Below are 19,854 nucleotides of genomic sequence, written 5' to 3' on the forward strand. Positions count from 1 at the left end.
GTAGCTAGCTGACCAGACTGCGCAACGCAGCAATCTGCGGGATCTCGACCCGGCGCATGTACACCCGCAGCGGCTCACTGATGTTGATGCGGTCGTCGATGTTCTGGTCCAGCAGCAATTGGATGCGCTCGCGGGACAACGTCATGGTGTCATCCTCGGCGGGCAGCCAGACAAATTCGGCGGTGGGGATGATGCCGTCATCGGCCACATCCATGCCGAAGGAGTCTTCGCTGAAACGCACGATGTACTGCCCGGTCTTGCGGTTCAGTCCGACAAAACCGTGGAGTCTGTCGGCAGCCTGGCAGATAAGCTCGGAAGTGATGCGCATGGTAAACCTCACTGAAAAGTCCCACATGGACTGGAAAGATGGTTTACACGCGTGGCAGAAATTGCCGCCCTCTGGCGGGGAAGCTTCGGGCAAGAGTACTGCAATGCACCGCAAAAAAACCCAGAAAATTGGCGCATGCGCACGTTAATGTCGGTTTGGTGATGGCGCCGTTCGCAATCAATTGTTAAAAAGGAGGCCTTCTCAAAGCTACCTCCACGAAAGGACTTCGCATATGCCTGTCACGTTCACCAAGAGCGCCCTGCTGCTCGCCCTGACGCTTGGCCTCGGCCAGGCCCAGGCTGCCGATCCGATCAGCCCGGCTGAATTGGCGACAAACGAAGGCATTCCGTATCCCGCCGTCATCGCTCACCGTGGCGCCTCGTACGACGCTCCCGAATCCACCGCCGCCGCCTACAAAGTTGCACGCGACCTGGGTGCCGACTACCTGGAAATGGACCTGCAACGCAGCAAGGACGGCGTGCTGTTCGCCCTGCACGACAACAACCTGCAGCGCACCACCGACGTGGCCACCAAGTTCCCCGAGCGCAAAGACGCACCGGCCAACGAATTCACCTGGAAAGAACTGCAAAGCCTCGACGCCGGCAGCTGGTTCAACGCCGCTTACCCGGACCGCGCCCGCCCGGGTTTCGTCGGCCTGAAAATCCAGAGCCTGGACGACATCATCAAGATCGCCGAAGGCAACCCACAGCACAAACCCGGCCTGTACATCGAGACCAAGGAGCCCAAGCAATTCCCGGGCATCGAGGCCGACCTGAAAAACAAGCTGCTGGATAAAGGCTGGTTGAGTTCCGCCGGCTCCAAGCTGGGCAAGAGCAACACCGGTGTCGGCCAGGGCAAGGGCCGCGTGGTGCTGCAAACCTTCGAGAAGTCGAGCCTGGTCGAGCTGCAAAAAGAGATGCCGAACACTCCGAAAATCCTGCTGTTGTGGGTCGGTGAAGGCAGCATCGAGCCAAAATCCAAGCAGACGTTCGCCGAGTCCGGCGAAACCACCAAGGCCGCCTACTATGCCAAGCAAGAGCCGAAAGACGCCGCCGAGTTCGAAAAGTGGGTCGACGAAGCCAAGAGCCTCGGCGCCATCGGCACTGGCCCGTCGGCTGAGCTGACCGCCCATGGCGATCAAAGTTATTCGAACCTGGTCAAGCCTGAAATGAACAAGCTGACCCACGACAAAGGCCTGCTGGTGCACGTCTACACCGTCGACGAGCCGGTTGACTTCGACAAGGTGATGAAGGCTGGCGTGGACGGCATCTTCACCAACCGCGCGGCCGAACTGCTGAAGTTCTACAAGCGCTGGCCGTCGTCCAGCGTGCAGGACTTGCTGAACGACTATAAGTATTGAGTGAAGGCCCATTGGTCAGGCCGCCTGTGGTTGGGGCGTGACTACGGCCTGATCATCGGCGAGCTGGGGCGTACCGCGCCCCATGCGTACTATGCGCATCAGGTGATGTGCTCCAACGGTTCGCCGATCACGGTCAACCCCGACGGCCAGGTCACCAGGGCCCATCGTCTGTTTATCCCTTCGCGTCAGCCCCACGCCATTCTTGCGAGCCAGGGTGAGGTATCGGTGCTATATGCCGAGCCTGCCGTGTTCGATCTCGCCCCGTTGTTGCACGCAGACCTGTCCTTGGAGGCCGTGCGGTAGGCATCGCGATAAAACGCAGTGCCCGCGAACACCAGCAGCAGGTGCGGTTGCCACAGCCCCCGGCATGAAACCCGCCGCGCCCGACGAATTGAACAAACTGCGCAACTGCTTGAAATAATTAAGGGTGAGTTAAGTTGCGCTGACTAACCTGAGGCCACTTAAACAGCTCACCCCAAAAGGACCCACACGATGAAAACCCTGACCGCTTTGTTCGCCGCCACCGCCTTGACCCTGACCGCCGGCCTGGCTCAAGCCGACGTTCGCCCTGACCAGATTCCAAGCCTGTTGCAGTCCGGCGCGGTGAAGCCTTTTGAACAACTCAACAAAGACGCCCTGGCCAAACACCCTGGCGCCGTTATCCACGACACCGAGCTGGAGGACAAGGCCGGTCGCCTGGTCTACGAAGTTGAACTGACCGACACCACCGGCAAGAAGTGGGACGTGAAGCTCGACGCCAAGACCGGCGAAGTGCTGGAAAACAAACTGGATACTTGATCAAAACGCAGAACCCAATGTGTGTGCGGGCTTGCTCGCGAAAGCGGTGGATCAGTCACTGAATGTGTTTCTGATAGACCGTCTTCGCGAGCAGGCCCGCTCCCACAGGTTCATCAGGCGCCCAAGCGCGCCGTATCTGCCGGGCTAGACGCTGTCTGAACGTTCGCTGAGAAACAATCAAATAAACCTCACGCAGCGGAAATAAACACAAAGCCGTCACAAAACTGTCAATTCCCCTTGCAATGATTCGGCTACGCGACCTGTGAAACGTCCTACAGGCCCTTTCCCTGCGAGCCTCCATGAATCACAGCATTGACCACAGCCACCAGGACTCCGACCTGTTCGGCTTGCTCTACGGTTTTCGTTTTCGCCCAGGCGAAAAGGGTGAACAGATCGACTCGGCCACCGCACTGGCTGCGCTACAGGCCCCACAAGACCCGGAAGAATTCCTGTGGCTGCACCTGAACCTGGCCCATGCCGCGTGCGAACGCTGGATGCAGAAGCACCTGGAATTGCCGGATGAGTTCTTCGAAGCCCTGCACGAAGGCTCACGCTCCACCCGTATCGAACACGTCGACTCGGCCTTGCTGGCGGTGGTCAACGACGTGGTGTTCAACTTCAGCAGCATGGTCTCGTCGGATATTTCCACGCTGTGGGTGTGCGCCCGCAGCCGCCTGCTGATCAGTGCACGCCTGCAACCGTTGCACTCGGTGGACAAACTGCGCTCGTCGGTAAAGGCCGGGGAACGCTTCCGTTCGCCGCTGGAGTTGCTCGTGCATCTGCTGCGCGATCAGGGCGAGGTGCTGACGCAGATCGTGCGCAAGACCAGCATCAGCGTCGACCATATCGAAGACCAGTTGCTGTCTTCGCGCCTGTCCACCAACCGCGCCGAACTCGGTGCCGCGCGGCGGGTGCTGGTGCGCCTGCAACGCCTGCTGGCGCTGGAACCGGGCTCGCTGCTGCGCCTGCTCAACCGCCCACCGCAGTGGCTGCAAAAGGAAGACGTGAAGGAGTTGCGCAAATCCACCGAAGAGTTTGCGCTGATCATCAACGACCTCACGGCGCTCGGAGAACGTATCAAGCTGTTGCAGGAAGAGATCGCCGCCAACCTCAACGAGCAAAGCAACCGCACGCTGTTCACCCTGACGGTGGTGACGGTGCTGGCATTGCCGATCAACATCATTGCCGGTTTTTTCGGCATGAACGTGGGGGGCGTGCCGCTTTCCCAGGACCCGGAAGGCTTCTGGATATTGGTGGCCTTGGTCGCGACCTTTACCCTGATTGCCGGGCGCTGGGCGTTCCGCAAACGCAAGGATTACTGAACTGGAACGCCATTGGAAATGTGGTCGCTCCCACATTTGGCCCTGCGGTGTGATCTCGACCAGCGGCATCTTCAATCATTAAAACACTGACATATGGCAGCATCTCTGTAACATTCTGCAATGATCATGGGCAGCATCCCTCTCACACTGGATGCTCCGGCATGGCCACCCCTTCCCTGACTGCCTCCACGCACGCCTCCCCCGCAGACCCCAAACCCCGGCTGGACAAGAAGCCCAACCTGCTCACGGTGATCATTTTCTTCGCCGTGCTCGCCATGGGCCTGCTGTTCACCGCCTACAGCCTGATGCACGACATGCACGAACTGGGCACGGTGGTCACCACCTGGACCCCCTTCCTGCTGCTCGGCGTGGCGCTGTTGATTGCCCTGGGCTTCGAGTTCGTCAACGGCTTCCACGACACCGCCAACGCGGTGGCGACGGTGATCTACACCAACTCGCTGCCGCCGCATTTTGCGGTGGTGTGGTCGGGCTTTTTCAACTTCCTCGGCGTGCTGCTCTCCAGCGGTGCCGTGGCGTTCGGCATCATTGCCCTGCTGCCGGTGGAGCTGATTTTGCAGGTCGGCTCGTCGGCCGGTTTCGCGATGATCTTCGCCCTGCTGATCGCCGCGATCCTGTGGAACCTGGGCACCTGGTGGCTGGGTTTGCCGGCCTCGTCGTCCCACACACTGATCGGCTCAATCATCGGCGTCGGCGTGGCGAATGCCTTGATGCACGGGCGTGACGGCACCAGCGGAGTGGATTGGGCCCAGGCCACCAAGATCGGTTACGCGCTGCTGCTGTCGCCGCTGATCGGCTTTGGCTTTGCCGCCCTGCTGTTGCTGGCCCTGCGCGCGTTTGTGAAGAACCGTTCGCTGTACAAGGCGCCGAAAGGCGACACCCCGCCGCCGTGGTGGATTCGCGGCATGCTGATCGCCACCTGCACCGGTGTGTCGTTCGCCCACGGCTCCAACGATGGGCAAAAAGGCATGGGCCTGATCATGCTGATCCTGGTGGGCACGTTGCCGATGGCCTACGCGCTGAACCGCACCATGCCCGCCGAGCAATCCTTACAATTCGCCGCCGTGGCCGAAGTGACTCAAGTCGCGCTGGCGAAAAGCGCGCCGCAGGCATTGCCGGGCAACCCGCGGCCGATTCTGTCGGCGTACGTCAGTACCAAGGAAGTCACTCCGCAACTGATCCCGGCCCTCGCCGCCCTCGCCGGGCAGATCGGCGAGCAGGTCAAAGGCTACGGCTCCCTGGCCAAGGTCCCCGCCGAAGCGGTGGGCAACGTGCGTAACGACATGTACCTGACCAGCGAAACCATTCGCTTGATGGACAAGGGCAAGGTCGGCAATTTCGACGCCGATACCCAAAGCAAGCTGCAACTGTTCAAGCAACAGATCGACAACTCCACGCGCTTTATCCCGCTGTGGGTGAAGATCGCCGTGGCCATCGCCCTCGGCCTGGGCACCATGGTCGGCTGGAAACGCATCGTGGTGACGGTGGGCGAGAAGATCGGCAAGACCCACATGACCTATGCCCAAGGGGCTTCGGCGGAAACCGTGGCGATGCTGACCATCGGCGCGGCGGATATGTTTGGCTTGCCGGTGTCGACCACCCATGTGTTGTCGTCCGGTGTGGCGGGAACCATGGTGGCCAATGGCGGCGGGTTGCAGATGAAGACCATCCGCAATCTGTTGATGGCGTGGGTGTTGACGTTGCCGGCGGCGATTGTGTTGTCGGGCAGCCTCTACTGGCTATTCACCAAACTCTTCTGACCCGGCAGAGGGTAAAAATGTGGGAGGGGCAAGCCACCTCCCACATTGGCTACAACTGCGACTGTAAAAGAGTGGCCAACCAATCCATGAATACCCGCACTCGCTGCGGCAAGTGCCGCTGACCGGCGTACAGCAACGACACATCCAACGGCGGCGCCGGGTAATCGGGCAACACCGCCACCAGTTCCCCACTGGCCAGCAACTCGCGAATCCCCAGGGCCGGCACCTGAGTAATCCCAAACCCGCCCAGGCACGCCACACGGTACGCGTCAGTGCTGTTGACCGTGACCCGCCCGGCCATGGGAATGCGCTGCACCTTGTTGCCCTGTTGGTACTCGAACCCCGCCGAACGTGAGCCCAACGGGCGCACATAATGCACCAGGTGATGATGCGCGAGGTCGGCCAGCGTCTGGGGCACACCATACCGTTGCAAGTACGCCGCGCTGGCGCAGTTGATCATCGGCAGGCGGCACAGCAGCCGCGCGACGACGGTCTGGTCCGGCTGCGCGCCGACGCGCAGTACGCAATCGAAGCCTTCGGCGAGCAGGTCGACCTGGCGGTCGGTGCTGCTGATTTCCAGTTCGATCAACGGGTGCGCATCCATGAATTCGGGCAGGCGCGGCAGGATCAATTCCCGTGCCATCACGTTGGGCATGTCCACGCGAATGCGCCCGCTCAGTTGCGCTTCATCCTGGCGGAACAGCCCTTCCAGCTCGTCCATGTGCGCCAGCAAGTCCTTGCTGCGCTCATACAACACGCGACCGTCCTGGGTCGCCTGGACCTTGCGCGTGGTGCGCTGCAGCAGGCGCGTGCCGAGCAGTTCTTCCAGCGCCTGTACATGCTCGGACACGGTGGAGCGCGGCAGCCCCAGGCTCTCGCCCGCGCCGGTGAAACTCGACAGTTCGGTAACGCGCACAAAGGTGCGCAACAGCTCAAGTTTGTTCATGGGATTGTTCGCTTTATCCGGCCAGTGATTCCGGTATAGCGCTGTTTATCACGTAATGACCGGACAAATACACTCAATCCCACTGACCACCCGAGAGGATTGCACCATGACCCGTAAAATCGCATTGATCACCGGCGCCAGCCGTGGCCTGGGCAAAAGCACCGCGCTGCACCTGGCAGCACAAGGCGTCGACATCATTGGCACCTACCACAGTGCTGCCGCCGAAGCCCAGGCGGTGGCCGAGCAGATCCAGGCGCTGGGCGGCCGTGCCGCGATGCTGCAACTGGATGTGGGCCAAAGCGCGACCTTCAATGATTTTGTTGGCGACGTCGGCACTTTGCTCAAGGATGTTTTCGCACAGGAGCGCTTCGATTTTCTGATCAATAACGCCGGCATCGGCGCCCATGCCAGCTTTGCCGAGACCACCGAGGCGCAGTTCGACCAACTGCTGGCGATCCAATTCAAAGGTCCATTCTTCCTGACCCAGAAGCTGCTGCCGCTGATCCGCGACGGTGGTCGCATTCTCAATATTTCCAGCGGCCTGGCGCGCTTCAGCCTGCCGGGTTATGCCGCGTATGCCGCGATGAAAGGCGCAATGGAAGTGCTCACGCGCTATCAGGCCAAGGAGTTGGGCGGTCGCGGCATCAGCGTGAACATCCTTGCACCGGGTGCCATCGAGACCGATTTCGGCGGCGGCGCCGTGCGTGACAACGCCGCATTGAACACGATGGTCGCCAACAATACCGCCCTGGGTCGCGCCGGTTTACCGGACGATATTGGCGGGGCCATTTCCCTCTTGCTGGCCGACGGCAGCCACTGGATCACCGGGCAGCGCATCGAGGCCTCGGGCGGCATGTTTCTGTAGGAACTTGTCACGCAGCACGTCATAGACCCAGTGATAGACATAGGTGTACGGCAGGAAGAACAGCAGTACACCGATGTCGAGGATAAACGCGTCCATCAAGCTGATGTTCAGCCACGCCGCGATCAACGGCACACACACCAGGATCAGCCCGCCTTCGAACATCAGCGCATGCAGCACCCGCGTGCCGCTGTTGTTGGCCAGTTGCAGACGCGCCTTGAGGCGGTCGAACAGGCTGTTGAAAATGATGTTCCAGGTCAGCGCCAACAGGCTGATCCCCAGCGTGACAGCGCCCATCTCCAACGCCGGCCGGCCGGTGATCCACACCAGCAACGGGGTGCAGATCAACAAGGCCAGGCCTTCAAAACCCAGGGCTTGGCACACACGTTCAGTCATCGATTTGGTAGGGGTCATGGCCCGGCTCCGTGAGTGAAGAGGTTGCCATGATTACCCCTTGTGCCGATACTTCGTAACCAATAACCATCGATCAAGGCGATAGTCATGGCCTCACATGAAGTGCTCCAGGCGTTTGTCCAGGCGGCGACCCAGGGCTCGTTTTCGGCGGCGGCGCGCAAGCTGGGCAAGAGCCAATCGACGGTCAGCGCGGCGGTGGCGAGCCTGGAGATCGACCTGGACGTGGTGCTGTTTGATCGCAGCAGCCGCAAGCCAACGCTGACCCCGGCCGGGCATGTGTTGCTGCAACGCGCCGAACAGGTGCTGGAAGCCAGCAGCCGCCTGGAATTGGCGGCGAGCCAGTTGTCCCAGGGCCTGGAGCCGAAGCTGACGATTGCGATGTCCGACACCTACCAGTCCGACCGCTTTGAAGTCGCCCTCAGTGCGTTTGAACAGCGTTATCCGGACCTTGAACTGGAATGCTTGATCGCCGAGTGCGAAGACTTGATCGCCCTGGTACAGAGTGGCCGGGCGCAAATCGCGTTTATCGAACAACAGGAGACTTACCCGCCCGACATCACCGGCGCGCCAGTGCAAGAGCGCACGGAAATCGCCCTGTTTGCCGCGCCCGAACATCCGCTGGCCAGGCTGAAAAGCATCCCCGTCGACACCCTGCGCCAACACCGCGAACTGCGCCTGGCGAGCATCATCAACCCGACTGAAACCCGTGCCAGCGGGCGGGTGTGGTCGGCGCCCAGTTACTTGATGTTGATGGAGATGGCCCAGCTCGGCTTTGGCTGGGCACCGCTGCCGCGCTGGCTGGTGGAGCGTTTTGACGGCGGCCGCCTGGTGGAGCTCAAGGCCCGCAGCTGGCCGCGGTCGGTGGCGGTGGATGCCCTGTGGTCCCGCCACCACCCGCCGGGGCCGGCGGGGAGCTGGTTACTGGGCAAGATGTTGGAGTGATGCCCGAATATGCTGGGCGCAACAATGCAGAGCAAATGCGTCGAGCTTTGGCGAGGCTGCGAAGGCGGCGGCACTGTTGGCGGATATGCTGCCCCTCAACCATAGAATCTCCCACAGTGTTGATTGCCTACAGCCTGGTCAATCGCGCATGCCGGTTGTGACCAGCGTCACCAAGCGATCCAGGCTCTGGCCCCAGCCGTCATGAAAGCCCATCGCTTCATGCGCTTGTTTATCCTCAGCACTCCAATGCATCGCCCGCGCGGTATAGAGCGTCTTGTTGCCTTCGACCTCCTGCAACGTCACTTCTGCGGTCATGAACGCCTTGCCCGAGGGGATCCACCCCGGCCTGAACGCATCGGTAAACACCAGCCGCTGGGGCGCGACGATTTCCAGGAACACGCCCTCGGTCGGGTATTCGCTGCCGTCCGGCGCGCGCATCAGGGTGCGAAACAGCCCACCGACCCACAGGTTCATTTCGCATTCGGGGGTGGTCATGCCGTGGGGGCCCCACCATTGTTGCAGCAGCGCCGGCTCGGTCCAGGCGCGGAACACTCGGCTGCGGGGCGCGTCGATCACACGGCTGATGGACAACTCAAATTCGGCAGGTTGGGTAGACATGGAATAAACCTCCTGAGTCTTATGTTTGTTGTGTTCAGAGAGTCAACGGTGCACGGCATTCACTATAGTTCGCAGCGCCGGGAGGTGGCACTCGACCAGACCGGCGCCAAACCCGCTAGAATCCGCGCCTCTTTGTAGTATTTGGGATGCAGCCCCGATGGAAACCCGCCTCGTCCCCTATGAGACGTTGAGCATGTTGCAAAAACAGCAGCTCGACAGCCTGCAAGTGCACCCCGAACAGCTGCCGTTTTGCGGCGACATCTACTGCGCGCTGAACAGCCTGCGGGTCAATCCCAACCCTGGCATCAAAGGCTTCGCCCTCCTCGCAGACGACCAGCCCGTGGCTTTCCTGCTGCTCAAACGCCCGCCGTGCCTGCCCCATTGGGCCGACGAGCACAGCGCCACGCTGCATGCGCTGCAAGTCGATCGTGGCCAACAAGGGCGCGGGTTTGGCAAGGCGTGCTTGCAGGCGCTGCCCGATGCGGCGTTGCTGGCGTGGCCGCAGATCAAGGGGATCGAGTTGTCGGTGGACACCGAAAATGTGGCGGCAATGGGCTTGTATCTTGGAGCTGGATGGGTGGATTGCGGGGAGGCGTACAAGGCGCGGGTGGGGTATGAGCGCAGGTTGAAATGCGCCATTGCCGAGTCAACGACGCTAGACCTGTAGCGAGTGAGCTTGCTCCCGTTGGGGCACGAAGCGTCCCCCAGCGAGGGGCCTGCTGCGCAGTCCAGCGCCAGCAGGCGCCCTCGCCACAGAGATCGATGGGTTTACTTGGGCTCCACCGGCAGCCAGACCTCCACCGTCCCCGTGCCCTTCGTCACATCAAAATCCGCGCTGTAACGCTCGAAATCCGGCCCCGCCACCTTGAAGCCCGAGTGCGGCAACCACTCGAACATGATGCGTTCATAGGTCTGCTCCAGCGCCTGTACCGGCCCGTAATGCGGGAACACGGCGTAGTGATGGGCTGGGATTTCAACGGTTTCGAAGTTACCGGGCACATCGCTTTTACGCGGCACTTCCACCCCGGCCATGTAGTCGAACTCGCCGTGGTTGGGGTTATGGCACACCCCGTAAGTCACGCCGCCGACGCGTTGCTTGATGTCTTTGATGCAGGTGTCGAACAACTCCCACAATTTGGGAATATCACCCACGGTGGCCTTCGAATAACGCCCTTGTACACCGGCGATCACCAGAGCTTTACCCTCTTCCATGCGTGGCTCTAACGGTTGTGTTGTGTGCTGATCCATTGGAACAGTCTCCTTCTTATGGGGGAACAAACCCGCATCGAGTATAGGGCTATATCGACGCTGCACTCCAAGCAGAAAATTTTCCTACGCATCTGGACAACTGGCCATCATCGACCGTATTGTCTGCCCCGCAGGCCACCGCAGTGGCCAACGTCGCTCGGACGGTTCCGGGCGCTTACGTACTCTCGAGGCAACAATGGCCGACCAAGGTTCGCCGCGCCGCTTTGCGCGCATAGATCGACTCCCCCCTTACGTTTTCAATATCACTGCCGAGCTGAAGATGGCTGCGCGTCGGCGCGGCGAAGACATCATCGACTTGAGCATGGGCAACCCCGACGGCCCCACGCCGCCGCACATTGTCGAGAAACTCGTACAAGTGGCCCAGCGTGAAGACACCCACGGCTACTCCACCTCCAAAGGCATTCCGCGTCTGCGCCGGGCGATTTCGCGCTGGTACAAGGACCGTTATGAAGTGGACATCGACCCCGAGTCGGAAGCCATCGTGACCATCGGTTCCAAGGAAGGCCTGGCGCACTTGATGCTGGCCACCCTGGACCAGGGCGACACCGTGTTGGTGCCCAACCCCAGCTACCCGATCCACATCTACGGTGCCGTGATTGCCGGCGCCCAGGTGCGATCGGTGCCGCTGATTCCCGGCGTGGATTTCTTCGCCGAACTGGAACGGGCGATTCGCGGCTCGATCCCCAAGCCAAAGATGATGATCCTGGGCTTTCCGTCCAACCCCACCGCGCAGTGCGTGGAGCTGGACTTCTTCGAGCGCGTGATCGCCCTGGCCAAGCAATATGACGTACTGGTAATCCACGACCTGGCCTACGCCGACATCGTCTACGACGGCTGGAAAGCCCCGTCGATCATGCAAGTGCCCGGTGCCAAGGACATTGCGGTGGAGTTCTTCACCCTGTCCAAGAGCTACAACATGGCCGGCTGGCGCATTGGTTTCATGGTGGGCAACCCGGAACTGGTCAACGCCCTGGCGCGCATCAAGAGCTACCACGACTACGGCACCTTCACCCCGCTGCAAGTGGCGGCGATTGCCGCGCTGGAAGGCGACCAACAGTGCGTGAAGGACATTGCCGAGCAGTATCGCCAGCGCCGCAACGTGCTGGTCAAGGGCCTGCATGAACTGGGCTGGATGGTGGAAAATCCAAAGGCGTCGATGTACGTCTGGGCGAAGATTCCCGAGGCGTATGCCGAAATGGGCTCGCTGGAATTTGCCAAGAAGCTGCTGCTGGAGGCGAAGGTGTGTGTGTCGCCGGGCATCGGCTTTGGTGAGTATGGCGACGATCATGTGCGCTTTGCGCTGATCGAGAACCAGGACCGGATACGGCAGGCGGTGCGGGGGATTCGCGGGATGTTTCGTGCGGATGGGTTGGTCACCAAGGCCTGACCCAATCCCCCTGTAGGAATATGGTCAAAACTGTGGGAGCGGGCTTGCTCGCTCCCACATTTGGATTGGGTTTGCACCCTGCCCTTGTGGTGTGTCGGTTAGACCACCAGCGACAACAGCATGATGAAGATCAGTGCCACCACAGACAGGATCGTCTCCATCGCCGTCCACGTCTTGAACGTTTCCGCCACGGTCATGTTGAAGTACTGCTTCACCAGCCAGAAGCCCGCATCGTTGACGTGCGACAGGATCAACGACCCCGCCCCCGTCGCCAGCACCAGCAGCTCACGGTTAACCCCTGGAATCATCCCCACCACCGGCACCACGATGCCCGCGCCAGTAATGGTCGCCACGGTCGCCGAACCGGTCGCCACGCGGATCACCGCCGCCACCAGCCACGCCAGCAGGATCGGGTTGATCTGTGCGTTCACCGCCATATGGCCGATGACGTCGCCCACACCACTGGTCACCAGCATCTGCTTGAAGCCACCACCGGCACCGATGATCAGGATGATCGCGGCGGTCGGCGCAAGGCTGGCGTCGAGCAATTTGAGGATCTGCTTGGAGTGAATGCCCTGGCGATGGCCAAAGGTGTACAGCGACAGCAACAACGCCAGCAACAGCGCGGAGATCGGGTGACCGATCATGTCCATCCAGTTGCGCACGATATGGCCGTCCGGCAGACCGATGTCGGCAAAGGTTTTCAGCAACATCAGGAACACCGGCAGCAGCACGGTGATCAGGGTGATGCTGAAGCTCGGCAGCGACTTGTGTTGCGACTCGCGGGCCAGTTGATCGACCAGTTCCTGGGACGGATTGCCCGGGATGTACTTGGCGATAAACGTACCGAAGATCGGGCCGGCAATGATGGCGGTCGGCAGTGCCACGATCAGGCCGTACAGGATGGTCTTGCCGATGTCCGCGCCAAACACGCCGATGGCCAGCAGCGGGCCCGGGTGCGGTGGCACCAGGCCGTGCACCGCCGAGAGGCCGGCGAGCAGCGGGATGCCGATCTTGATCAGCGACACGCCGGTGCGGCGCGCGACGATGAATACCAGCGGGATCAGCAGTACAAAACCGATCTCGAAGAACAGCGGGATGCCCACCAGGAACGCGGCGAACATCATGGCCCACTGGACCTTTTCCTTGCCGAAGGCACGGATCAGGGTCTGGGCGATCTGATCGGCACCACCGGATTCAGCCATCATCTTGCCGAGCATCGTACCCAGCGCGAGGATAATGCCGACAAAGCCGAGCACACCGCCGAAGCCGTCCTGGAACGCCTTGATGATCTTGTCCACGGGCATGCCCGAGGTCAGGCCGAGGAAGCCGGCCGCGATGATCAGTGCAATGAACGGATGAACCTTGAACTTGGTGATCAGAACGATCAACCCGATGATAGTGACCACTGCATCTAGCAGCAGGTAGGACTCGTGGGACATGCCAAACATGGGGGGTCTCTCCTGTTTGTTGTTGTTATTAAAGCGGGTGTTGAATTTCCTGCCGTAGATAGCGCTATCTTTTCCGGCAAAAAATCACTTGGAAGGTTCGAAGCCGTGTTGCAGCCACCAGGCATGGGTCTGCTCGGCCAATTGCTCGACGCTGTCGACGCTGGCGTTGAGGGCCAGGGTCAGCGGCTCGCCCACGGGTGACTCAAGGGTGGCGAACTGGCTGTCGATCAGGCTGGCCGGCATGAAATGGCCGGGGCGATGGGACACGCGGTCGGACGCCACTTCACGGCTCAGCTCCAGAAACACGAAACCCAGGCCCGGCGCGGCTTCGCGCAGGTGGTCGCGGTATTTCTTCTTGAGGGCTGAACAGGTGAGTACCGGGTGTTTCCCGGCTTTTAGCGAACGGCGCAGTTCATCGCAAAGGATGTCGAGCCAGCCGGCGCGGTCGTCGTCGTTGAGGGGGTGGCCGGCGCTCATCTTTTCGATGTTGGCGGCAGGGTGGAAGCTGTCGCCTTCGATGGCGGTAGCGCCGTTCAGACGGCACACGGCTTCGCTGACGCTGGTCTTGCCACAGCCAGCAACACCCATGATGACCAGGGCAGTAACAGGTTGACTCATGAAACACCTCAGGACGCAGATAGCGCTACCTTTGCACGCTGTAAGGCTAGTGCAAAAACAGGCTTTTCCCGCGCCGTCTTGTCTTTTTTTATGGAGTGACGCGTGCATCCGCTCCAAGCGTTTGAACAGGATCAGGCAACCCTTTGTTCAAGAATTTGCAGCCTTTTGGAGACAGCGCTACCTTAGTGCCTCGATTTTTGTTTGGCAAGCCGCCTGATGACCTCCAAGAACGATAAAAAATTGCGCACCACGGGTCGCCCGACCCTCAACGAAGTCGCCCGCCTCGCTGGCGTCAGCCCGATTACCGCCTCCCGCGCCCTGCGCGGCATCAGCACCGTAGCGACAGAGCTGGTCGAAAAAGTCCAGCACGCCGCTGCCGAGTTGAATTACGTGGTCAACCCCGCCGCCCGCGCCCTGGCTTCGGCCCAGAGCCATTCGGTGGTGGTGATCGTGCCGTCGCTGTCCAACCTGCTGTTTATCGAAACCCTCGAAGCCATCCACCAAGTGCTGCGGCCCAAGGGTTTTGAAGTGCTGATCGGCAACTCCCACTATTCGCGCGACGAAGAAGAAAACCTGCTGCGCAACTACATGGCCTACCAGCCACGGGGTTTGCTGCTGACCGGCTTCGACCGGACCGAGAGCGCCCGACGGATGGTCGAGAGCAGCAATGTTCCCTGCGTCTACATGATGGACCTGGACCCCAACGCCGGCGTGAACTGCGTAGGCTTCTCGCAACTGGCAGCCGGTGAAACGGCGGCTGCGCACCTGCTGGCCCGTGGGCGCAAGCGCCTGGCGTATATAGGCGCGCAACTGGACCAACGCACCCTGCTGCGTGGCGAAGGTTTCCGCCGCGCGCTGCAACAGGCCGGCCTGTACGACCCGGCGCTGGAAGTGCTGACGCCACGCCCGTCCTCCGTGGGCCTGGGCGGCGAACTGTTCCTGCAGTTGCTGGCCGCCCATCCCGATGTGGACGCGATCTTCTTCGGCAATGACGACCTGGCCCAGGGCGCTCTGCTCGAAGCCCTGCGCCACGGCATAAAGGTGCCGGAACGCGTGGCGGTGCTGGGTTTCAACGACTTGCCGTCGTCATCGTTCATGGTGCCGCGCCTGAGCAGCATCAGCACGCCGCGTGAAGCGATTGGTCGGCGTTCAGCGGAGCATCTGTTGACGATCATGGCGGGCAACAAGGTGGCCAAGCCGGTGGTGGATATGGGCTTTGAGTTGCAGGTGCGCGAAAGTACCTGACCGTCCAAAGCCGGGCACTCTCCAAATGTGGGAGCGGGCTTGCCCGCGATGGAGGTCTTTCAGTCAAAGGGTTATTGGCTGCCCCGACGCTTTCGCGGGCAAGCCCGCTCCCACATTTTTTTACACTGCCCACTTGGAAATATCGCCGTAACTTACTGCCCCTGCTAGATTGGCTGCTCTCCACCGCAAGGGAAGCACCATGGGACACTCACTGAAAATCTTGGGCCGCACCTCCTCCATCAACGTGCGCAAAGTGCTGTGGACCTGCCAGGAACTCGGCATCGACTACAAGCGCGAAGACTGGGGCATCGGCTACACCCCCACCCAATCCCCCGAGTTCCTCGCCCTGAACCCCAACGCCCAGGTGCCGGTGCTGATCGACGATCACGGTGTGTTGTGGGAATCCAACACCATCTGCCGTTACCTCGTGGGCCTCTACGAACGCCATGACCTGCTGCCCGCCGAACCCGCGCCACGGGCGCGCGTCGAGCAATGGATGGATTGGCAAGCCACCGAACTCAACCCGTCCTGGGGCTACGCGTTCCATGCACTGGTACGCCAGAACCCCGACTACCAGGACCCGCAGCGCATCCAGGCCGGCGTGCAAGCCTGGAACAGCAAGATGGGCCTGCTCGAACAACAGTTGCTCAAGACCGGCGCCTACGTGGCTGGCGATGAGTTCACCCTGGCCGACATCCTCGTCGGCCTGTCGGTGCACCGCTGGCGCAACGCGCCGCTGGAGCATCCGCCCTACCCCGCTGTCGAGGCTTACTATCAGCGCCTCAGCCAGCGCCCCGGTTTCCAGACCTTCGCCCTCGACGGCCATGATTGAATAGAAGCAGCGTCAAGTTTTTAGCTACAAGCCGCAAGTAACAGCCTCTCAGCTTGAAGCTTGCAGCTCGAAGCCCGAAGCTCACAACTTCTATCTAACCGGAGGTCACATGAAAGGACTCAACGTACTGCTCACCGGCGCTTGCGGCAGAATCGGCAAGACGTTTTTCGACGCCTCGAAAGACCGTTACCGCTTCACTCTCACCGACCGCATCGCCCCGGATTTTGCCCTCGGCGAACACCGTTTCGTACACGCCGACCTCAGTGACAGAACCGGCCTGGCGGCGCTGCTCGACGGCATCGACGTGATCGTGCATCTGTCGGGCATCCCCCACGCCAGCGCTTCGTTCGACGAATTGCTGCCGAACAATATCCTCCCCACCACCTACCTGTTCGAAGCCGCCGTGGCCGCCGGGGTCAAACGTCTGGTCTTCGCCAGCAGCGCGCAGACCATCGAAGGCTACCCGGTGGACCGCCAGATTATCCCCGGCATGCAGGTGATGCCGGCCAACTTGTATGGCGTGAGCAAATGCTACGGTGAGGCGCTGTGTGCCTACTACGCAGCGAAAACCCCGCTGTCGACGATTGCCCTGCGCATTGGCGCCTTCGAGTTTGTCGAAACCCACGACCTCAACAACGCCCGCGACCTCAGCGCCTGGCTCAGCCCGCGCGATGCGGTGCAGCTGCTGCAACGCTCGGTAGAAACCGAGGGTGTGAGGCACCTGATCGCCCATGGCATCTCCAACAACCGCTTCAAGCGCCTGGATTTGAGCGAAACCACGCGGGTGCTGGGTTATCAACCGGTGGACGATGCCTTCCAGACTTTTGAAATCCCCATCACTTAAAGCAATCAATGCCCATGGAAAGCACACCACTGCCATTCGTCAGCCAGGCGTCATAACTGTTAATTATGACAGTACCGCCCTAATTCCCCCGGGTATCTACTCTCGGAAGGCGAGCCCAGCTCGGGCCGCCCTCCGATGACGAAAGAGGAGCTGGACATGCCCAATACCAAGGGACTACCCGGAAAAACTCTGATTGCTACAAGTGCGCCTGATGGCCCTATTGACGCCGTCACCACCTCGTATCGCCAATGGGGCAACGGCGGCCGAAACATTACGCTGGACGGCTTGCAGCCTGAAACCAATGGCAGCTCGAGGGGCGTGCAAATTGATTTCCCCAGTTCCGCGAGCTTGGGTCAACACACCATTCCCCAAGGCTTTCCCGATACCTACTCGGTGAACTACTTCCGCCAAGTGGGCAGCGCCAGGCAGTCTTTTCCAGCGAAGAGTGGGACATTGACGCTGGAAAGCTTCAGCACAGCCAATGCTGAGGCTTCAGGCAAGTTCGATGTCGTCGTCACCGTAGAAAATACTGACTACACACTCGCGGGCCACTTCGATATCAAAGCCTAAACCCAGGCAATACTTTGCAGCACAAGCGGCAATGAACAGCCCTGCATGGGCCATTCATTGCCGCTCCCGCCGGCCAGAAGCCACGCGGCAAAGGGAATAAACCTCGGCACGCTATTTGCTCCACCTGTGGCACACGAACATTTCCCCAGGTGACCGATCATGCTGGTTAACAACAACACCCAAGCTGTGACGACCCTCCAGCAGCTCAAGCGCTCCGACATGGACCCCGCCAACGCCGCCGCCAGCGCGCTGTACAGCGGTGCGGTGCAAGCGGCGCAGCAGAGCATTACCGTGCCGGCCGCGCAGAAGGAACTGGACAAGGCCGCCGACCGTATCGACGAAGCCTTCGCCAAGACCCGCGTGCAGTTGCAGGCGGCAACCACGGATGTTCCAGCGGTCAATGCCACGTCGGCGGCACGTTCGGAATTCACCGACTACATGAGCAAGACTCCGGCCGAGCGTATCCGTGAACAATTGCTCAAGGAACAGGGTTTGACCGAAGCGGATGTGCAGAACATGACGCAGGAAAAGCAGGACGCGATTTCCAAGCAAGTGGCCGAGCGTTTGAAGCAGCAGCAAGAGCAGCAGGTTGCCGCCAAGGCCACTGACCCGGCTCAAAGCGTAAAAGAAACCCTCGCCGCAATCTAAAACGCAACCTGTAGTGAGCGGGCTTGCCCCGCGCCGGGCGGCGAAGCCGCCCCAAACAGATCGCCGCGGAGGATCAGGAAGACCGAGGTGCCTGGATTTGGGGCGGCTTCGCCGCCCAGCGCGGGCAAGCCCGCTCACTACGGGTGTTATTGCAGTTGCAGGGTCGAATTGAACTGACTGATCGCATCCACCACGTGCCGTGACCCTTCCTGGATTTCCAGGATCACCTGCCCTGCCTCATTCGCCAGTTCCACACCCAGCCCCGTGCGGCTCAGGCTCGATTGCATGCTCGACACCGCGCTCAGCGAAAGGTCGTGGTTCTTGCGTACAACGTCGACAATCTCCACCGTCGCCTGGCTGGTGCGCCCCGCGAGGCTGCGCACTTCATCGGCCACCACCGCAAAGCCGCGCCCATGCTCACCTGCCCGGGCGGCTTCAATGGCGGCATTGAGCGCGAGCATGTTGGTCTGCTCGGCAATGCTACGGATGGTCTGCACGATGGCGCCGATGATGTCCGACTGCTTGCTCACCGCGTCGATACTCACGGCGGCCTGGTTCAAGTCCTGGGAAATTTCTTCGATGATCTGCACGGTTTGCTGCACCACCTCCGAACCTTTGCGCGCGCAGGCGTCGTTTTGTACCGATGTGGCGTGGGCCGAATCGGCAGCGTTGCGTAGGGTCGAGACCTGGTCGGTGATGTCGCTGGCGAACTTCACCACTTTGTACAGGCGCCCATTGGTGTCGAAGATCGGGTTGTAGGACGCTTCCAGAAACAGCGTCTTGCCGTATTTGTTTTTGCGCTCAAAGCGGTGAGAGTGATATTCGCCGCGGTTCAGCGACGCCCAGAACGCCTTATAGGCGGGCGATTCGACCTCGCTGCGGTGGCAGAACATGCTGTGATGCTGGCCGATGATTTCGTCCAGGGAGTACTGCACGGTGCGCAGGAAGTTGTCGTTGGCGTTGAGGATCTGCCCTTGCGGAGTAAACTCGATCACCGCCATGGAGCGGCCGATGGCATCGATCAGGCTCTGGTTTTCGTGTTCATGGTGGACCCGCGCGGAAATATCCGACGCCACCTTGATGACACTCTGTACCTGATTGTCACTGTCCAGCACCGGCATGTAGCTGGCTTCAAGCCAGACCTCCTCGCCGTGCTTGTTCAAGCGCATGAAGGTGCCACTGATGGCCTCCCCCCGCGCCAGGTCGCGCCAGAGCTTGGCGTAGGGCTCGGTTTGGGTGTAGGCCTCGTCGCAAAAAATCCGGTGATGCTTGCCGCGAATTTCCTCGGCGCTGTAACCCATGGTTTTGCAGAAGTTGTCGTTGGCATCCAGGATCACCCCATTGCGATCGAACTCGATCATCGCCATCGAACGGCTGATGGCGGCGAGTTTGGCGTTGGCTTCGGTCAGGGCGCAGGAGAAACGTTCGATTTCGCGCAGATCGGCTTTGTGATGGCGGTTGAACATGGTCAGATCACCCTTGAGTCCCGGCGCCTGCAAGGCGCATTCCATTCATCAGTTGGATACTGCTGGCACGCTTTTCATGGGGAACAAACCATCCGAAACGTTTTATATGCCAAGTGTCACCATCGGTTTTGGATGAGCATAGACAGGGCTCGGCGT

General features: G+C 60.8%; 22 protein-coding genes and 1 pseudogene. 14 read left to right on the plus strand and 9 right to left on the minus strand.

Annotated features, from left to right (window positions below):
- Positions 1-4: 4 nt before the first annotated feature.
- Positions 5-328, minus strand: a complete 324-nt coding sequence (locus LIY36_RS15325) for a DUF2025 family protein (protein WP_192301057.1) — start codon at positions 326-328, stop codon at positions 5-7.
- A 232-nt stretch (positions 329-560) separates the two neighbouring features.
- Between LIY36_RS15325 and LIY36_RS15330 the strand changes: the two genes are divergently transcribed.
- The 5 genes from LIY36_RS15330 to LIY36_RS15350 all read left to right on the plus strand — a co-directional run bounded on the left by LIY36_RS15330 (position 561) and on the right by LIY36_RS15350 (position 5,586).
- A complete protein-coding gene (locus LIY36_RS15330) occupies positions 561-1,688 on the plus strand; it encodes a glycerophosphodiester phosphodiesterase family protein (protein WP_192301056.1) in 1,128 nt (375 codons plus the stop codon).
- Positions 1,689-1,991, plus strand: coding sequence for a hypothetical protein (locus LIY36_RS15335; RefSeq protein WP_226456198.1), 303 nt, complete (start codon positions 1,689-1,691; stop codon positions 1,989-1,991).
- A gap of 189 nt (positions 1,992-2,180) precedes the next feature.
- Positions 2,181-2,486: a PepSY domain-containing protein gene (locus LIY36_RS15340; protein ID WP_192301055.1), complete on the plus strand. Its 306-nt coding sequence runs from the start codon at positions 2,181-2,183 to the stop codon at positions 2,484-2,486.
- A gap of 299 nt (positions 2,487-2,785) precedes the next feature.
- A complete protein-coding gene (locus tag LIY36_RS15345) occupies positions 2,786-3,808 on the plus strand; it encodes a transporter (protein WP_192301053.1) in 1,023 nt (340 codons plus the stop codon).
- 161 nt (positions 3,809-3,969) lie between these two features.
- Positions 3,970-5,586 carry an inorganic phosphate transporter gene (locus LIY36_RS15350; protein ID WP_192301052.1) on the plus strand — a complete coding sequence of 539 codons (1,617 nt, stop codon included), beginning with the start codon at positions 3,970-3,972 and terminating at the stop codon, positions 5,584-5,586.
- Between the two features lie 49 nt (positions 5,587-5,635).
- Here LIY36_RS15350 and LIY36_RS15355 read toward each other — a convergent pair whose 3' ends face one another.
- Complete coding sequence (locus tag LIY36_RS15355; protein ID WP_192301051.1) at positions 5,636-6,532, minus strand: LysR family transcriptional regulator; 897 nt, start codon at positions 6,530-6,532, stop codon at positions 5,636-5,638.
- A gap of 106 nt (positions 6,533-6,638) precedes the next feature.
- On the opposite strand from LIY36_RS15355, the gene LIY36_RS15360 reads away from it, so the two are divergent.
- The gene (locus LIY36_RS15360; RefSeq protein WP_192301050.1) at positions 6,639-7,397 is read left to right on the plus strand and encodes an SDR family NAD(P)-dependent oxidoreductase; all 759 of its coding nucleotides are present in this window, start codon (positions 6,639-6,641) and stop codon (positions 7,395-7,397) included.
- On the opposite strand, the gene LIY36_RS15365 is transcribed toward LIY36_RS15360, so the two are convergent.
- Positions 7,296-7,808: a multidrug/biocide efflux PACE transporter gene (locus LIY36_RS15365; protein WP_226456199.1), complete on the minus strand. Its 513-nt coding sequence runs from the start codon at positions 7,806-7,808 to the stop codon at positions 7,296-7,298. The two genes, LIY36_RS15360 and LIY36_RS15365, sit on opposite strands and share 102 nt — an antisense overlap.
- Before the next feature lie 87 nt (positions 7,809-7,895).
- On the opposite strand from LIY36_RS15365, the gene LIY36_RS15370 reads away from it, so the two are divergent.
- On the plus strand, positions 7,896-8,750 hold the full coding sequence (locus tag LIY36_RS15370; protein ID WP_226456200.1) for a LysR family transcriptional regulator: 855 nt from the start codon (positions 7,896-7,898) through the stop codon (positions 8,748-8,750).
- Positions 8,751-8,888: 138 nt separating this feature from the next.
- On the opposite strand, the gene LIY36_RS15375 is transcribed toward LIY36_RS15370, so the two are convergent.
- The gene (locus tag LIY36_RS15375) at positions 8,889-9,368 is read right to left on the minus strand and encodes an SRPBCC family protein (RefSeq protein WP_226456201.1); all 480 of its coding nucleotides are present in this window, start codon (positions 9,366-9,368) and stop codon (positions 8,889-8,891) included.
- A gap of 157 nt (positions 9,369-9,525) precedes the next feature.
- Here LIY36_RS15375 and LIY36_RS15380 point away from each other — a divergent pair, with 157 nt between their 5' ends.
- The gene (locus LIY36_RS15380; RefSeq protein ID WP_226456202.1) at positions 9,526-10,035 is read left to right on the plus strand and encodes a GNAT family N-acetyltransferase; all 510 of its coding nucleotides are present in this window, start codon (positions 9,526-9,528) and stop codon (positions 10,033-10,035) included.
- Between the two features lie 101 nt (positions 10,036-10,136).
- On the opposite strand, the gene LIY36_RS15385 is transcribed toward LIY36_RS15380, so the two are convergent.
- Complete coding sequence (locus tag LIY36_RS15385; RefSeq protein ID WP_226456203.1) at positions 10,137-10,616, minus strand: GyrI-like domain-containing protein; 480 nt, start codon at positions 10,614-10,616, stop codon at positions 10,137-10,139.
- A 196-nt stretch (positions 10,617-10,812) separates the two neighbouring features.
- On the opposite strand from LIY36_RS15385, the gene alaC reads away from it, so the two are divergent.
- Positions 10,813-12,024 (plus strand): alanine transaminase, encoded by a 1,212-nt coding sequence (alaC, locus tag LIY36_RS15390; protein ID WP_226456204.1) that lies wholly within the window; start codon positions 10,813-10,815, stop codon positions 12,022-12,024.
- Positions 12,025-12,122: 98 nt separating this feature from the next.
- Here the strand turns inward: alaC and LIY36_RS15395 are convergent, their stop codons facing one another.
- Positions 12,123-13,475, minus strand: coding sequence for a GntP family permease (locus tag LIY36_RS15395; protein ID WP_192301043.1), 1,353 nt, complete (start codon positions 13,473-13,475; stop codon positions 12,123-12,125).
- A gap of 84 nt (positions 13,476-13,559) precedes the next feature.
- Complete coding sequence (locus tag LIY36_RS15400) at positions 13,560-14,093, minus strand: gluconokinase (protein WP_226456205.1); 534 nt, start codon at positions 14,091-14,093, stop codon at positions 13,560-13,562.
- Positions 14,094-14,306: 213 nt separating this feature from the next.
- Here LIY36_RS15400 and LIY36_RS15405 point away from each other — a divergent pair, with 213 nt between their 5' ends.
- The 5 genes from LIY36_RS15405 (at position 14,307) to LIY36_RS15425 (ending at position 18,232) form a co-directional block, all read left to right on the plus strand.
- Complete coding sequence (locus tag LIY36_RS15405; protein ID WP_192301070.1) at positions 14,307-15,338, plus strand: LacI family DNA-binding transcriptional regulator; 1,032 nt, start codon at positions 14,307-14,309, stop codon at positions 15,336-15,338.
- Positions 15,339-15,537: 199 nt separating this feature from the next.
- Entirely contained in the window at positions 15,538-16,170 is a 633-nt protein-coding gene (locus tag LIY36_RS15410) for a glutathione S-transferase family protein (RefSeq protein WP_226456206.1), read from the plus strand.
- A 109-nt stretch (positions 16,171-16,279) separates the two neighbouring features.
- Positions 16,280-17,014 carry an NAD-dependent epimerase/dehydratase family protein gene (locus LIY36_RS15415; protein ID WP_226456207.1) on the plus strand — a complete coding sequence of 245 codons (735 nt, stop codon included), beginning with the start codon at positions 16,280-16,282 and terminating at the stop codon, positions 17,012-17,014.
- 156 nt (positions 17,015-17,170) lie between these two features.
- Positions 17,171-17,584: a hypothetical protein gene (locus tag LIY36_RS15420; RefSeq protein WP_226456208.1), complete on the plus strand. Its 414-nt coding sequence runs from the start codon at positions 17,171-17,173 to the stop codon at positions 17,582-17,584.
- Positions 17,585-17,743: 159 nt separating this feature from the next.
- Positions 17,744-18,232, plus strand: coding sequence for a hypothetical protein (locus tag LIY36_RS15425; RefSeq protein WP_226456209.1), 489 nt, complete (start codon positions 17,744-17,746; stop codon positions 18,230-18,232).
- A 146-nt stretch (positions 18,233-18,378) separates the two neighbouring features.
- Here LIY36_RS15425 and LIY36_RS27865 read toward each other — a convergent pair whose 3' ends face one another.
- Together LIY36_RS27865 and LIY36_RS27870 are read right to left on the minus strand one after the other, a co-directional pair.
- The gene (locus LIY36_RS27865; RefSeq protein WP_442962217.1) at positions 18,379-18,951 is read right to left on the minus strand and encodes a methyl-accepting chemotaxis protein; all 573 of its coding nucleotides are present in this window, start codon (positions 18,949-18,951) and stop codon (positions 18,379-18,381) included.
- A pseudogene (locus LIY36_RS27870) lies at positions 18,925-19,743 on the minus strand (PAS domain-containing protein); the annotation flags it as partial. The pseudogene LIY36_RS27870 and the gene LIY36_RS27865, both read right to left, overlap by 27 nt.
- Positions 19,744-19,854 lie beyond the last annotated feature (111 nt).

It is taken from the genome of Pseudomonas sp. AF03-9 (assembly GCF_020515815.1).
Lineage (GTDB): Bacteria > Pseudomonadota > Gammaproteobacteria > Pseudomonadales > Pseudomonadaceae > Aquipseudomonas.

Coding starts and splice junctions, on each gene's coding strand:
- LIY36_RS15325 (WP_192301057.1), bottom strand. CDS start 328: ATGCGCATCACTTCCGAGCTTATCTGCCAGGCTGCCGACAGACTCCAC.
- LIY36_RS15330 (WP_192301056.1), top strand. CDS start 561: ATGCCTGTCACGTTCACCAAGAGCGCCCTGCTGCTCGCCCTGACGCTT.
- LIY36_RS15340 (WP_192301055.1), top strand. CDS start 2,181: ATGAAAACCCTGACCGCTTTGTTCGCCGCCACCGCCTTGACCCTGACC.
- LIY36_RS15345 (WP_192301053.1), top strand. CDS start 2,786: ATGAATCACAGCATTGACCACAGCCACCAGGACTCCGACCTGTTCGGC.
- LIY36_RS15350 (WP_192301052.1), top strand. CDS start 3,970: ATGGCCACCCCTTCCCTGACTGCCTCCACGCACGCCTCCCCCGCAGAC.
- LIY36_RS15355 (WP_192301051.1), bottom strand. CDS start 6,532: ATGAACAAACTTGAGCTGTTGCGCACCTTTGTGCGCGTTACCGAACTG.
- LIY36_RS15360 (WP_192301050.1), top strand. CDS start 6,639: ATGACCCGTAAAATCGCATTGATCACCGGCGCCAGCCGTGGCCTGGGC.
- LIY36_RS15365 (WP_226456199.1), bottom strand. CDS start 7,808: ATGACCCCTACCAAATCGATGACTGAACGTGTGTGCCAAGCCCTGGGT.
- LIY36_RS15370 (WP_226456200.1), top strand. CDS start 7,896: ATGGCCTCACATGAAGTGCTCCAGGCGTTTGTCCAGGCGGCGACCCAG.
- LIY36_RS15375 (WP_226456201.1), bottom strand. CDS start 9,368: ATGTCTACCCAACCTGCCGAATTTGAGTTGTCCATCAGCCGTGTGATC.
- LIY36_RS15380 (WP_226456202.1), top strand. CDS start 9,526: ATGGAAACCCGCCTCGTCCCCTATGAGACGTTGAGCATGTTGCAAAAA.
- LIY36_RS15385 (WP_226456203.1), bottom strand. CDS start 10,616: ATGGATCAGCACACAACACAACCGTTAGAGCCACGCATGGAAGAGGGT.
- alaC (WP_226456204.1), top strand. CDS start 10,813: ATGGCCGACCAAGGTTCGCCGCGCCGCTTTGCGCGCATAGATCGACTC.
- LIY36_RS15395 (WP_192301043.1), bottom strand. CDS start 13,475: ATGTTTGGCATGTCCCACGAGTCCTACCTGCTGCTAGATGCAGTGGTC.
- LIY36_RS15400 (WP_226456205.1), bottom strand. CDS start 14,093: ATGAGTCAACCTGTTACTGCCCTGGTCATCATGGGTGTTGCTGGCTGT.
- LIY36_RS15410 (WP_226456206.1), top strand. CDS start 15,538: ATGGGACACTCACTGAAAATCTTGGGCCGCACCTCCTCCATCAACGTG.
- LIY36_RS15415 (WP_226456207.1), top strand. CDS start 16,280: ATGAAAGGACTCAACGTACTGCTCACCGGCGCTTGCGGCAGAATCGGC.
- LIY36_RS15420 (WP_226456208.1), top strand. CDS start 17,171: ATGCCCAATACCAAGGGACTACCCGGAAAAACTCTGATTGCTACAAGT.
- LIY36_RS15425 (WP_226456209.1), top strand. CDS start 17,744: ATGCTGGTTAACAACAACACCCAAGCTGTGACGACCCTCCAGCAGCTC.